Origin of the sequence: Frischella sp. Ac48 (assembly GCF_019641635.1) — a bacterium.
GTDB classification, from domain to species: Bacteria; Pseudomonadota; Gammaproteobacteria; order Enterobacterales; family Orbaceae; genus Frischella; species Frischella japonica.
Genome location: NZ_JAETXP010000017.1, coordinates 47464 through 61556, shown reverse-complemented (window position 1 = coordinate 61556; position 14093 = coordinate 47464). Strand labels below are relative to the sequence as shown.

At 33.0% G+C, this 14093-nt stretch carries 12 protein-coding genes; 8 read left to right on the top strand and 4 right to left on the bottom strand.

The features are described from left to right. Window positions 1–223: 223 nt before the first annotated feature. A complete protein-coding gene (locus tag JMI89_RS11300) occupies window positions 224–457 on the top strand; it encodes a helix-turn-helix domain-containing protein (protein ID WP_220680113.1) in 234 nt (77 codons plus the stop codon). Between the two features lie 595 nt (window positions 458–1052). Here JMI89_RS11300 and JMI89_RS11295 read toward each other — a convergent pair. Beyond that, complete coding sequence (locus JMI89_RS11295; protein ID WP_220680112.1) at window positions 1053–1973, bottom strand: ribokinase; 921 nt, start codon at window positions 1971–1973, stop codon at window positions 1053–1055. Window positions 1974–2349: 376 nt separating this feature from the next. Between JMI89_RS11295 and JMI89_RS11290 the strand changes: the two genes are divergently transcribed. Both JMI89_RS11290 and JMI89_RS11285 read left to right on the top strand, forming a co-directional pair. Further along, window positions 2350–3306 carry a sugar phosphate isomerase/epimerase family protein gene (locus JMI89_RS11290; protein ID WP_187756204.1) on the top strand — a complete coding sequence of 319 codons (957 nt, stop codon included), beginning with the start codon at window positions 2350–2352 and terminating at the stop codon, window positions 3304–3306. 251 nt (window positions 3307–3557) lie between these two features. Then, a complete protein-coding gene (locus tag JMI89_RS11285) occupies window positions 3558–4787 on the top strand; it encodes an RbtT/DalT/CsbX family MFS transporter (protein WP_220680111.1) in 1230 nt (409 codons plus the stop codon). A 521-nt stretch (window positions 4788–5308) separates the two neighbouring features. Here the strand turns inward: JMI89_RS11285 and JMI89_RS11280 are convergent. The 3 genes from JMI89_RS11280 to JMI89_RS11270 form a co-directional block, all read right to left on the bottom strand. After that, window positions 5309–6163 (bottom strand): SIS domain-containing protein, encoded by an 855-nt coding sequence (locus JMI89_RS11280; protein WP_187756202.1) that lies wholly within the window; start codon window positions 6161–6163, stop codon window positions 5309–5311. A 587-nt stretch (window positions 6164–6750) separates the two neighbouring features. Further along, a complete protein-coding gene (locus tag JMI89_RS11275; protein WP_187756201.1) occupies window positions 6751–6993 on the bottom strand; it encodes a hypothetical protein in 243 nt (80 codons plus the stop codon). 650 nt (window positions 6994–7643) lie between these two features. Next, window positions 7644–8360, bottom strand: a complete 717-nt coding sequence (locus JMI89_RS11270) for a GntR family transcriptional regulator (protein ID WP_187756200.1) — start codon at window positions 8358–8360, stop codon at window positions 7644–7646. A 254-nt stretch (window positions 8361–8614) separates the two neighbouring features. On the opposite strand from JMI89_RS11270, the gene JMI89_RS11265 reads away from it, so the two are divergent. The 5 genes from JMI89_RS11265 (at window position 8615) to JMI89_RS11245 (ending at window position 14073) form a co-directional block, all read left to right on the top strand. Further along, entirely contained in the window at window positions 8615–9943 is a 1329-nt protein-coding gene (locus JMI89_RS11265; protein WP_187756199.1) for a 6-phospho-alpha-glucosidase, read from the top strand. 121 nt (window positions 9944–10064) lie between these two features. After that, the gene (locus tag JMI89_RS11260; protein WP_220680110.1) at window positions 10065–11639 is read left to right on the top strand and encodes an alpha-glucoside-specific PTS transporter subunit IIBC; all 1575 of its coding nucleotides are present in this window, start codon (window positions 10065–10067) and stop codon (window positions 11637–11639) included. 475 nt (window positions 11640–12114) lie between these two features. After that, window positions 12115–12543 (top strand): SRPBCC family protein, encoded by a 429-nt coding sequence (locus JMI89_RS11255; RefSeq protein WP_220680109.1) that lies wholly within the window; start codon window positions 12115–12117, stop codon window positions 12541–12543. 4 nt (window positions 12544–12547) lie between these two features. Next, window positions 12548–13000: a MarR family winged helix-turn-helix transcriptional regulator gene (locus tag JMI89_RS11250; RefSeq protein ID WP_187756196.1), complete on the top strand. Its 453-nt coding sequence runs from the start codon at window positions 12548–12550 to the stop codon at window positions 12998–13000. Window positions 13001–13662: 662 nt separating this feature from the next. After that, entirely contained in the window at window positions 13663–14073 is a 411-nt protein-coding gene (locus tag JMI89_RS11245; protein WP_220680108.1) for a helix-turn-helix domain-containing protein, read from the top strand. The last annotated feature ends 20 nt before the right edge of the window (window positions 14074–14093 follow it).

Below are 14093 nucleotides of genomic sequence, written 5' to 3'. Positions count from 1 at the left end.
TTTTTTTTATTTTTTTTTCATTTTTTATCATTTCTCTAATGGTAATTTTAATGGATTCATTCAATTTTTTAAACTTTTATTATTTCTTATTTACTAGAAATATTAAATAAAAATAAAAGATAACATTTTTTCTGTACAACCATGGGATAGATGATTCTCGCTAAAAAAGTGGACATATATCACCGCTATCATATGTCTAAAAAATCATAGAAGAAAAAACATCATGGTCAAAAATGTCAACGCTGAGTTCAAACAACAAGCGATCGATTATGTTCTATCAAATACATATCTTTCTATCAGTAAGCTAGCCAACCACCTTGGTGTGAGTAAATCCACCCACGATAAATGGGGTAGTCAATTCACAGCAAATAAAACTAGTCACCGAAAGCTAATCGCAGAGCAGCAACGGAATATTGGGTTAGAAAAAATAAGTAAAAGAACTGAAAATAGCGAATGAACTCCTGAAAAAGGCGCATGTTTACTTCCTTAATCATCCAAGTCGATGAATAGCGTTATATGAAAACCATTTAGTACACTATTCAATTAAACCAGTCTGCCTGTGAAAAATGTAAGTTGGTCGGGTTTTCACGCTTGGTTAAAAAAGAAGCAAAACCGGTAGCGCTAAATGGATATATCAAAAGGTATATTGGCCACACAAAGCGCGTTTAGATGCTCCAAGTGTCGTTCATGCTGCAAGGGATAGTGGCTATCCCGTACTAAAAAGATCATAAGTTGTGTTTTACACTGAATCGGCTTAGATAGTAAAGCTACTCGCAAATGTAAGTATAAAACCGAGGATGGAACTTATCATGATGTTGCACCAAATACATTAGATAGAGTATTTAATCGAGATAAGACTTATATTGCCAGAGTGACCAATAATAAACGAAGTTAACGTAATGAAATCATTCTATTTTGCATTATCGTTATCAGTAATAAATTAATATCAGAAAATAAATTTTAAAAATTTAAAGCCAATTTTAGGGTAAATATTAATGATTAAATACGTTTTATCCAATATTGGCTTTTAAGAAAACAATTATTTTTAAGTTTTAATCAGATGTTTTTAATGCATGTTTAACATCTGATAACAACGGAAAGGAACTTTGACCGCCATATTTTTGAATCGAATAAGCACTAATTTCAGCAGCAAAAGGCATAATTTGCGCAATCGGTCTATTGTGAATAATTCCCCATGCAATTCCGCCAATAAATGAGTCACCGGCGCCTGTTGTATCAATAACTTGCGGGCAAAATACCGCAGGATAATGAAGAGCTTTGTTCTCATCAGCATGAATGGCACCTTGTTCTCCTAACGTAATAATAACATTTTTAATATTATGATTACGACATAACGTATAGGCACAGCTTTGAGCATCATCAATACTGACAATATCTTGATTTGACATAAATGTCGCTTCGGTTTCATTAATAATAAGATAATCTATTTTGGCTAATATTTCGGTTGGAATATGTCTGGCTGGAGCATTATTTACAATGATTTGGCTGCCATAGAATTTTGCGCGCTCAATAGCATATTCAACCACATCGACAGGAACTTCGGATTGAAAAATCACTAATTTAGTATGTGTAAAAAAGGTATCTTTAATATCATTTTTAGTTAGTAAATAGTTAGCTCCTTTTATGATCGTACTACAATAATCGCCAGATGCTAAGATTTGGACAATCCCAATTCCTGAATTCGGACCTCTTTGATAAATATCATCTGTTGCGATATTATTATTTATTAGTGATTTTAATAGTTCACCTCCATATATATCATTACCAACACAGCCAATAAATTTTACGTTAAGACCCAGTTTTGCACATTGAACCGCTTGGTTTGCACCTTTACCTCCTGGCATCATTAATAATTCATTACCAATAAAAGTTTCACCGACATAAGGTAACCTATCTTGCTGAATTAAAATATCATAATTTAAACTACCAATTACTACTACATCATGTTTCATGGCAACTCCTTACTTAAATTGTTTTTATTCTCAGCAGAATTTGTATGTATTTTCAGATTTATACTGTTATTTACTAGTCAATGTTTCTAATTAAAAATTCAGCTGAATGATGTTTAAATCACCATTTTTTTAACGTTTTAAAATAAAAAAACATCGTTAAATTTAAATCTGAATGAGTACTCCTTTACATAATATGTAAAGAGTTAACCAATCACAAAACCTAAAAGTTTTTAAACAAAAATGTTACTAGAAATAAAATATCGACAAGATTTTAGCCGGGTTAATTTTATTTTTAGTAACATCTAACAACCTTCATTTACCTCCATAAAAATATTGGTTATAACAAAAAAAACACATTACAAGAGGTAATATAACTATGAAATTTTCTTCGCGTATCAATTCATTTCGATCTCGTCCAGATCTTTATCAATCACAAAACACTATGACAACTTGTGATCTTATAAATCGCATGGGTCAAGTAGAAGGTTTGACACATATTGAATTAAATTATCCTGAACATTTTATTAATCAAGATAAACAAGCTATCAAAAAGTGTATTGAAGATAATAACCTTAAGATGGGGGGGATCGCATTACGTTACAATAAAGAATTTATTGACGGTGAATTCACCAATCCTAATGAAACGATCAGAGAAAAAGCTATACAAATTACATTAGATGCTGTAGATATGTGCCGTTTCTTGGGCGGAAATACAGTGACATTATGGTTTGGTTATGATGGTTATGACTATTGTTTTCAACAAGATTATTTTTGCGCTTATGAATTACTTGTCGATGCGTTACGTCGGGTAACTTTACCTAATCCTGATATGCAATTCAGTTTTGAATACAAGCCATATGAACCGCGAACTTTCTCATTTATTGGCGATTGTGCGGCAACACTGTTATTAATAGAAAAAGTCGGCTCACCGAATTTAGGCGTTACTTTAGATTTTTGCCATATGATTATGAAAAAAGAAAATCCTGCTTTTTCTCTGTTTTTAACTTCAATGCAAAAACGTTTAGTTGGATTTCATCTGAATGATGGATATGGTTATTGCGATGATGGTCTAATGCTGGGTTCTGTGCATTTAATGCAAACATTAGAATATATCTATTATGCTAAACGCGTTAATTTTTCCGGTCTTATTTATTTTGATACTTTTCCAACCCGTGAAGATCCTGTGGCCGAATGTACACAGAATATCAGAATGTATCAGAAAATATCACGTTTTATTGATCAAATCGGTATGGACAATATTGCTGATATTATTCGCCATCAAGATGCAATAAAAGTACAAAAATTATTAATGACATTAATTGGTGATAAATAACGCTATACCAAATTATTCTCAAGGTGCAAAAGAGATAAAGGGGATGAATTTGAAGCGTCCCTTAAAGCAAGTAGTCTGTCATAAAAATAATAATATTTGAAATACTTAAATATTAGGCATCTTAGAAAAGAAATTAATATTACTATTTTTAGTTTGTCAAAATAAAGTGATGGAATCGCACCTGAATATAACTTGTGTATAAACATTTTATCTCGTTTTATATGATACAACCAAGTTGCTTGGAGATTACTATGTTTGATAAGTTAGGATTACCCAAAAATTTGCTATGGGGTTATATTGGGTTAACAATATTTATGATTGGCGATGGCTTGGAACAGGCTTGGATATCTATTTGGTTGGTTGAAAAAGGACTTTCTGTTGCTAAAGCTTCCTATCTGATTACGGCTTATGGTGTGACAGTTACGCTGGCAGCTTGGATTACAGGAGTGCTAGTACAAACACTTGGTCCGAGAAAGGTGATGTTTTTTGGCGTTATTGCTTTTGTAATTGGTAGTATTGGTTTTATTGGTATTGGTTTACGCAATATGGAAATGATGGTGATGCTACCTTTTTATGCTATCAGAGGAATTGGTTATCCGTTATTTGCCTATTCATTTCTTGTCTGGATTAATTACAGTTCACCAATTAATCGTCGTTCAACGGCGGTAGGCTGGTTTTGGTTTACTTTTTCTTTAGGGTTAAGTGTTATTGGACCTTGGTTTTCAGCCATGGCACTACCAATCATGGGTGAGAAATCTTTACTCTGGACTGGGATGATTTTTGTCATTATTGGGGCAATATTAGCGATTTTAATCAATAAAGATACAGTGGCCGCAGAGGAGATTCATCCATTTAGTATCGCAGAACTAGTAAAAGCAATAACTATTTTAAAACGTCCAGTGATGTCAATTGGATTAGTCGTTAAATCAATTAATGGAATTGCACAATATGGATTGGCAACATTTTTGCCACTTTACTTAATCAGTTTTGGTTATTCCAAAACGGAATGGTTACATATGTGGTCATCAGTGTTTTTAGTCGCGATTTTTGCCAACTTATTTTTTGGCTTTTTCGGCGATCGTTTTGGTTGGCGAAATACCATAATGTGGGTGGGAGGCGTTAGTTATGCTATCGTTTTAATTTTTGTTTGGTTAGTTCCGCAAATTTTAGGTCATAACTTTTATATCATGGCGGTTGTACTATGCTTATGTGGTGTCACCATGGCTGGCTATGTACCGTTATCTGCTTTATTCCCAATGTTAGCCCCTGATAACAAAGGCGCGGCTATGTCAATTCTTAATTTAGGTGCAGGATTAGGAGCATTTATCGCACCAGCTATCACAGCGGTTTTTTATCCAATAATTGGGGCTGGCGGCGTTATTGGTATCTATTCGGGACTTTATATTCTTAGTGCAATATTGACACCATTACTTAAAACACCAGATGAATTGGTAGCAAAAGAAGACGTCGCCGTAAAATAATATAATTTGAAAATTGGGTAGTAAATAGTTTTATTAGCATAATACTAGATTTAACAACCAATCTAAAAAACGACGATGATTTACTGTCGTAAAGTTTAAAAAAATTGTCAGCTGGATTAATACATAATCCAGCCCGAGATGCGCCATAAATATATATAAATGGGGATTATTCTGAATTAAAAAGGGTATTAGAATAAATTCCCTAGGAACAGATTTATCGATAAACAGTTATGACTTTTAAACAAACACATAAATACATAGTGAATATTGGGTGGACTTAATGTTTGTTTTCAGGATAACTATTTTATTATGCCTTTTATGTTTTGATTATATTGACTTTACTTGTATGTAATCAGTGTTATTGAATATATCACTCATCAATAAAACTAGGAAATGTTATTTTAAAGTTCGATCGGTAGCAGAAGGGATTTGAAATTTGTCAATATTATTGCGATGGTTTTATACCAATATTGAAAATAATTAACATGGTTAAACCATCATTCTCGATGATGGATAACTAATTATAATCTTTTATTTTTTACCGCATTTTGAGTTTTTAATAAATTATTTTGAGTACTTGAATTTTTTTGCATGGCTAATATGGTAAATATAGCGTCTAGTATATTTAACAATACAATTCTGGTAGTCGCATTTTCACCAGTAATAGGATGATTTTTTACTGAACATATCAAAGGATGGTCTGAAACAAAAGTGATTGGACTATTCACATAATTGGTCATACATATTGTTGTAGCACCATTATTCTGGGCAATTTCTAACATATTAACGATATCGGCTGTTTTTCCTGAGTGCGAGATACCTATCACAATATCACCTTTTTCTAATAACGATGCTCCCATTTGTTGCAAGTGGGAGTCATGGTACACAATAGAGAAAATACCAATTTTTAACAGCTTGTGGCAAAAATCTTCACATATGGCGCCAGAACCACCACATCCAGCCATAACGATTTTGTTATTATCTTTAATGTTTACTAATAATGACACTATCTGTTTAAATTGTTTCATATCAATTAAGGATAGTGATTCTTGCAATGCTAAGATTGAATTCAAAAAAGTTTGTTCTAAAACATCTTCATAGCGAGTGATTGATTCGGATTTTTGCTGTTCTTGCTCACTCAGTGAAATGGCTTTTTTTAGATCATAAAAACCGCTGCATCGTAACTTTTTCGCAACTTTAGTAATACATGCCGTACTTACTTTTAACTGTTTTGATAGTTCAATAATGCTTATGGCTTTTAAATTTTCATAATTATTTACAATAAAATTCGCCACTAAACGTTCTTTTTTACCTAAAGAAGGAATGAGAATTTTAGCATATATAATAATATCATTACCTTTAAGATTTTTAGTCATATAGATAAACCATATTGTAATATTGACCTATTATGATAAAGCCAAGGCAATTAACCTTACTATTGCATGTCATCTAATTGTTATTAAGTAATAACTTGTTTATAAATATATCAAACTAAAAATACTTTTAACGGTTAATAATGACATAATGATGATGTCTGATTTAAGCATTAAAAATGATTATCACTCTAACTAAAATGCCAATTATCTAAAAAGTAAGTTATTTATAATTCAAAAATATTGAAAAAGAAAATATTTAATTTATTTATTACTTAAAATTAAATTTAACCTAATACTTCATAATAAAAAAATTTATTTTTGGTAATATTTTAAGTAAAAATGGCTATTACGCCTTTATCTGATTAAATGATAAAAATAATCACCAAATTTTATTCAGGTAACGTTCTTATTTTCGTTGCTATATGACATATTTATAGATGGCGAATTCATTAACTAATGGCTAAAGGATTATAAATTGATATTTATATGAGAATAAAATGATATTAAATATTAATACACCTTAACTTTCGCCATTTTTATTCATCGATGGCAGATTAGGGAAATCTTGTCAATCGAGATACCATGTTTTACATATCGAAACCAACAATGCAATCGCTTGTGTAGTATTGGGTTGTTATAGGTAAGGTTGAGGATAGTAATGCGGTTTCAATGTCAGCAAATAATGATTTGGCCATATTTATAATCTCATTATAGCTTAATTGACCATTTTTAATGGCGAGCAGTTCATCACGACTTACGCATTTATTGGTAATGGTGCCTTTGGTCATTATTTCGTGAGCAACTTGTAATAAGCGAATGGTATGCATCATATTTTTAGCATCAAAATCATTACCGTTTTCAATATTGCTACGATAACGCTGTTCATTACGTTTAGCAACCCATTGCCAGTAAGCCTTATAATCACGACAATGCGATGAAAAACCATCACGATTAAAACTTAAGTAAGCATTTACTGGGGGGCCTACTTTTACCGACGACGAGCACAGTTCGGTCGAATCATCATGCTGAATAATGCCATGATAATCACAATCCCCAGATGCATCTTAAAAAAGCGCATATAAATCTCGACTATGTGGCACATTCACTAAACCACATAAGTGTTGTTCAAGTTGCTTTTCATTAACCAATTGGTGAGAGGGTAAGCATGCTGACCTTGAATGATATAACAAAAATCAAGGACAGTTTAACGTTTCACCTCGACGGGATTATTAATCTTTTTATTCAATTCTTTAGCTTTTTTAATTTGTTGTACATGTTAAAAATTCTATTTTGACATTATATCATTAATACTGAATAAGGTAAATTTAATTAATTTAACCAATTAATCGTAATTTAATTCATTCACGTGAACCGCGACTAGCAATACGATATCGTATTACGAGTTTAACAATTAATAATGATGTACATAAAAACCTATTTTTTATTAATATCAAAAATTCTTTACTGTGTTGATGAATTCCTATTCCAATCCTCTGCGGGCAATATACTCAAACCGGTATTGGAATCCTCTTAAATATTGAACGCTATATTCAAATATTTCACCATTTATTAACTCACTGGTAGAACGTTGACGTATTACAGGATGATTGGTTTTAATATTTAAATGCTTGGCTATCACATCAGTAGCTAAAACCGGTTTTAAATCTTGTCGACTATGGGATATTTGGTAGCCTTTTTGTTTTTCAATATAGTGATATTTTGATGTTTGCATCACTTCCACACTTAAATCTGGAAAGAGTGAAAGAGGCATATAACTTTGTTCCAATATTTCTGGTTCATCATCGATTGTTCTAATTCGTATAATTGAGAATATCATCGTACCCGCTTCAATTTTTAGATGTTCTGCGATAGCCGATGGTGCTGGTTCTAATTGAAAATGTATTACTTTTGTACCAGCTGTACGTCCTTGGGCGGTAATATTTTCGTCGAATCCCTTTAATTGAAAACTATCATATTTGGCCGGATTATATTTTACATACGTGCCACTTCCTTTGATACGCTGAACTAAACCTTGATTTTCAAGTTGTTCAATAGCTTTTCGAACGGTGACTCGACTTACATTATACATATCTTGTAAAGATTGTTCGGTTGGTAATACATCATCAACATCTAATTCACCGGAGCGAATTTTTTGTTCAAAAGCTTCAGCAATTTGTCGGTAAAGTGGTTTACTCACGGTATTTTCTCTAGTATTAAATTTGTATTATTTTAACATTGAATAATTCAAATAGCATATACAAAATAGCCTCATCTTATTAGCATTTCTTACTTTACCATATACATAATTTCCTAGCTTATAACTTATAACAAATGAAAAAATTTTGTGATCTTTTTCACATTTGTATTAAATTGGTATTATTTAGTTAGATACTTATTGGTAACATATTGAGTGTGAGTTTTATTTAACAAGTATAATTTAGGAAGCATACTATGAAAAAGATTAATTTAACTGTTGTCGGCGCTGGTAGTACTTATACATTAGGTATTATGCGAAGTTTGGTTACAGAGAAAGAAAGCTTTCCATTAAAAAGGGTAGTTTTTTATGATATTGATGCTGCTCGACAAGAATTAAATGCAAAAGCAACGGAAATTATGTTTAAAGAACTCTATCCCGAAATTGAAGAGTTTATTTATACCACTGACAAAAAAGTTGCTTTTGAAAATTCTGATTTCTTTTTTATGCAAATTCGTTCTGGCGGTTTAAAAATGCGTGAACGTGATGAGCAAATTCCTTTGTCACATCAATGTGTCGGTCAGGAAACTTGTGGAGCAGGTGGTATGGCTTATGGATTACGGTCAATTGGCGATATGATTGAATTAGTTCGTGAAATTCGCTCTTATCAAAAAGAAGCTTGGATTTTAAATTATACTAATCCAGCCGCAATCGTCGCAGAAGCCTTAAATAGGGAATTTCCGGATGATAAGCGAATCTTAAATATCTGTGATATGCCAGCGGCGATCATGGTGAGTTATGCTAATTTGCTCGGCTGTGAAATTTGGGATTTTGTACCTGAATACTTTGGTTTAAATCACTATGGTTGGTTTACTAAAATTAAAAATAAACAAGGTGAGGATTTAACTCAACGTATTAAAGATATTATTTTAAAAGATGGTATCAAAGCAGTTGATGCGGTGATTGCTAACGATGCCTCTTGGCAAGCAACATTTAAAAACATGGAAACCATGTTAAGAGATAATCCTGAGTTTTTACCAAATACTTATTTACAATACTATTTATATCCAGAAAAAATGGTAAGTAAAGAAGACATTAACAATACCCGAGCCCGCCAAGTCATTAATGGTCGTGAAAAAAACGTATTTGCAATGTGTAGACGCATTATTGAAAAAAATTCCATTGCTGGTGAAGATGTTCATGATGACATCCACGGCCGTTATATGATTCGAGTTGCTGCATCACTTGCCTATAACAAAGGTGATATCTATCTGGTGATTGTGCCAAATAATGGTGCTATTCGTAACCTACAAGATGATGCGATGGTAGAAGTACCATGTATGCTGACTTCAGATGGTCCAAAAGCATTTGCAATTGGTACTATTCCTACATTCCAAAAAGCCATGATTGAAATTCAATTAGGTTATGAAAAATTAGTGGTTGATGCGTGGTATGAAGGTTCTAAACAGAAATTAATCAATGCATTAACACTTAATCGAACTGTTGTAAATGTTCCGAAAGCCAAAGCCATTGTTGAAGAGATTTTAAACGAAAATAAAGACTATTTGCCACAGTTCTTTAAATAATTTTTATATCATTACTGGGAGTAACACTAAGGTTGAAATCAATGCTTAGTGTTATTCTTAAAAATGCACATCACTATTTCCAAAATAATAAAATCAATATATTAATAAAAGGTTAATGTATATGAGAAATACAATTCAACGTTTTGGTGCAGCAATGTTTGTTCCTGTTTTACTTTTTCCCGCTGCGGGCATTTTATTGGGACTAACGGTTGTTTTACTTGATCCTCACTTATTTCCTTTTGCAGTAGAAGGCTCTACTTATGTGAAAATTGTTGGTATATTTCAAAAAGCATCTATGGTTTTGTTTCAAAATATGCCAATGTTATTTGCTCTTGGTTTACCAATTGCATTAGCTAAAAAGGCATCCGGCCGTGCGGTATTGGCTGCTTTTATCTCTTATTTAACATTCAACTATTTTATTGGTGGAATCATTGATGTTTGGTCTGAGCAGCTCGGTATCAATTATCAAGCTGGTCAAACAGGATTAACCGAAGTTGGCGGCGTATTAACTTTAGATACTTCTATTGTTGGATCGATTATGACTGCTGCTTTTACCGTTTGGATGCATAATCGTTTTTTTGATTTACGTTTACCTGATTGGGCGAATATCTTTACTGGGACACCATTAATCGTAATTTTTTGTTTTCCTTTAATGCTTATTTTAGCAATTTTGACGGTGTTGGTGTGGCCGCCTATCCAAAGTGGAATTCAAAGTTTACAGATTATTATTTTAGATTCTGGTGCGATCGGCGTTTGGTTGTTTACCTTTTTAGAACGTATTTTAATTCCGACTGGTCTACATCACTTTGTCTATGGTCCGGTCTATTTTGGTCCAATTGTTACCGATGGTGGTACTGTCAATTATTGGATTTCTCATATTTCTGAATTTGCTAACAGCGATGCACCATTAACCGAATTATTCCCACAAGGTGGATTTATGTTAATTGGAATGGGAAAAGTATTCGGTTGCTCTGGTATTGCTATGGCTATCTATGCTACGGCTAAGCCAGAAAATAAGAAAATGGTTGCCGGACTGTTAATCGGTGCAACGCTAACGGCTGTGTTGACGGGGATCACGGAACCAATTGAATTTACCTTTATCTTTATTGCTCCGATGCTATTTTTGGTACATGCCATTTTGGCAGCAACGATGGCAACAATTATGTACCTATTTGGTGTATCAGGAAATTTCTATTTAGGTGTTGTCGATTTTCTTTTCCAAAACTGGTTACCACTAGGGGCAAATCATTGGGTAACGTATGTTATTCAAATTGCTATTGGCTTAACTTTCACTGTCATTTACTTCTATGTGTTTAAATTCCTCATTGTTAAATTTAATCTTATGACGCCAGGTCGTTCCGATGCTAAGATCAAACTCTTTACAAAATCTGATTACCAAAAAAGTAAACGCGAGGATGCGCATCATGCTGAGTCTGACACAAATGAGCATGATGTCGTGACACAAAAAGCCATCGCCTTTCTTGAAGGATTGGGTGGTAAAGAAAATATTAAACACATAACTAACTGCGCAACACGGTTACGTATCCAAGTAGATAATCCTGAATTGGTTGAGGAAACCGCTTATTTTCAAAGCCATGGTGCGATAAATGTTGTCTACAAAGGTCAATCATTACAAATTATTGTCGGTTTAACGGTACCGCAAGTTAGGGAAGAAATGAATATCTTAATGAAATAAACAATGTTAAGCAATTAAGTCAATGAAAATGTATTACACGATACAGTAAATAGTTAGCCGGAACTAAAATAAGAGGCGTTTTTAGTTCCGGTTAAACAAGAAGGGAGGTGGGTTATTTTTTATTTAAATCATTTTTTGTTGTATTTCGTTGTGGATGTTAAAAATTCCCTTTCAGATGAGATTATTATCATCAATAATTAGATTTTAGCTAGTTTATTTTTTACTCAAATAGTGAGTCAGCATATTCTCCATGCCCTGAATCGTAATATTATTTAGCACAAAACGAGGTTGAAGATTCGAGAAAATAATAACTTTAAAAGAAAGCACCACCCTAATCAGATGATAAGTAAGATCATTATTCAGAAAAATTAAAATGATGTTTAATCAGTACTGATACTTGAAATTAGTACTAATAGTGATATTATAAGTGCACATATAATATTTGCACTTACATATAATAATATCGGAACATTCTATGAATAAAAATAACATTTGGAGTAAATCTTTTGAGTTAAATGTCAATAATACGCCAGAACAAATTTGGCAGGTATTTGTCGATACTGCTAACTGGAAACAGTGGAATCCAGGGGTAAAATCAATCAAGATTGAAGGGCCATTTGTGTCAGGAACATGGTTTTCAATGGAACTTCCTGATGGTGAGATCGTCCGTAGTCAGCTTGTTGATGTAGCTGAAGAAATACATTTTATTGACGAAACCTTAATAGGTGAAACACGGGTCCGAGTCGAACATCGGATAGAAGTAGTGAACCCAGGTCAGAGCAAATTTATCTATGCTATTCATACACAAGGTCCCGATGCGCAGGCTTTCGGAGAAGGTATTAGCTCAGACTTTCCAGATGTGATGGCTGGTTTAGCAAAATATCTAGCTGATAAGATGGTTTGATTGTATGTCATCTAAATCTAACAAGCCTCTTCCAAGTTGTTTTGAAGGACCATATGACAGCCCTGGTTTTTTGCTATGGAGAGTGTCAAATAGTTGGCAAAGGGAACAGCGAAATGCTTTGCAACACATTGGACTGACACACACACAATTTGTTGTTTTAGCTGTAGCTAGTTGGTTTTATGAAAAGGAGCCACTGACACAAGCTCGGTTATCACAATTAACCGGTAGTGATCCAATGACGACTTCTCAGGTTGTTCGTGTGCTTGAAAAAGCGGGATATTTTGAGCGTATTCCTCATCCACAAGATACCCGAGCCAAAGCGATTTCAGTAACAAAAGCAGGCCTAAACATTGCGGCTAAGGCAACGTTAGTTGTTGAAGAGACAGATAAGAAATTTTTTATGCGACTAGGTGAAAAGAATTTATCCTTGATTGCATTATTCAAAAAACTTCTTTAAATCTCCATAGTTAAATTGTTTTCAAGTTGGCATATACGTGCCAACTTCGACTTGTACTCAAAGTAGTTTGTTTGATTTTGACTGTTAAAAAAGTTTAACTGTGGGCGATTTTCCGTTTACTTGGTCGCTTTTATAACAAACCTTCTTCATGCTAGACACCAGATTGCTGGAAATCATCACAATATGCGCTTTAGCAGTAAGTCAATAGAGTCACAATACGTTAACTATCTAATTCGTAAATTATTTTATGTCTAAAAAATAATATTTATTTGTTCCCTAATGAAAAATCAGTTCTTATTGAACATTTTCAAACTCACTATTACCAGAATTTTTTCTGGCTATGTTTTTTGCTATGGATTCTCATGGGATGGTAGAACTATTGTTATTGCAACCTTAAGCAATATAATAATTTGGTGATGTTTAGACTAGTGACTAAATGAATCAATTACATAAAATATTATTTATCAACTTGTATTATCTGTTTTGATTTACAAGAATCTTAATTAATAATTAAAACGGTATAGACTTCTGAATAATTGTAACAAAAATACAGCCCAAAAAGTCAGCTTGCGGAATTGTTTATTTAATAACAGGCCAGCCTAAACAGAAAAGGCTGTAATTGATTTTACAAGGTGATAATATGGATATTAAATTAACCAAGCATGACAAACGCTATTATTGAAGGCACAGACGATGTCTACAGTATTATGCAACGTGTGTTATTGCGTGATAACCAAATTGACCACCTAATCATCACCCCTAAATCCTATATCAGCTTTCGCAGTACCAAACTTATGGACGAGTTAGAACAAAGCCTAAAATACGTCCCAACTTATCAAGTGGTTGAACGCATCCGCAAGGAAGAAAAATTGATTGCTAAAGAGAAGTTGGCGGTTGAGAAGGATAAGACAAAAACAGCTCAACAAAAAGCAAAAGAAATAAAAGGAAAAGCTGAGACTGAAAAGAAAATATTGATTAATGCTTTGTTGGATAAAGGTGTTTCGGTTGAAGATATTGCTAAAATTTTGGGGATTAAGGTGAAGGCGGTGGAGAGGCTTATAAAAGATAAATAACATTCTAGAACCTTATAATA

Excerpts from the sequence above, each read along its gene's own strand:
- JMI89_RS11300 (WP_220680113.1), top strand. The coding sequence starts at position 224 with ATGGTCAAAAATGTCAACGCTGAGTTCAAACAACAAGCGATCGATTAT.
- JMI89_RS11295 (WP_220680112.1), bottom strand. The coding sequence starts at position 1,973 with ATGAAACATGATGTAGTAGTAATTGGTAGTTTAAATTATGATATTTTA.
- JMI89_RS11290 (WP_187756204.1), top strand. The coding sequence starts at position 2,350 with ATGAAATTTTCTTCGCGTATCAATTCATTTCGATCTCGTCCAGATCTT.
- JMI89_RS11285 (WP_220680111.1), top strand. The coding sequence starts at position 3,558 with ATGTTTGATAAGTTAGGATTACCCAAAAATTTGCTATGGGGTTATATT.
- JMI89_RS11280 (WP_187756202.1), bottom strand. The coding sequence starts at position 6,163 with ATGACTAAAAATCTTAAAGGTAATGATATTATTATATATGCTAAAATT.
- JMI89_RS11275 (WP_187756201.1), bottom strand. The coding sequence starts at position 6,993 with ATGATGCATACCATTCGCTTATTACAAGTTGCTCACGAAATAATGACC.
- JMI89_RS11265 (WP_187756199.1), top strand. The coding sequence starts at position 8,615 with ATGAAAAAGATTAATTTAACTGTTGTCGGCGCTGGTAGTACTTATACA.
- JMI89_RS11260 (WP_220680110.1), top strand. The coding sequence starts at position 10,065 with ATGAGAAATACAATTCAACGTTTTGGTGCAGCAATGTTTGTTCCTGTT.
- JMI89_RS11255 (WP_220680109.1), top strand. The coding sequence starts at position 12,115 with ATGAATAAAAATAACATTTGGAGTAAATCTTTTGAGTTAAATGTCAAT.
- JMI89_RS11250 (WP_187756196.1), top strand. The coding sequence starts at position 12,548 with ATGTCATCTAAATCTAACAAGCCTCTTCCAAGTTGTTTTGAAGGACCA.
- JMI89_RS11245 (WP_220680108.1), top strand. The coding sequence starts at position 13,663 with ATGACAAACGCTATTATTGAAGGCACAGACGATGTCTACAGTATTATG.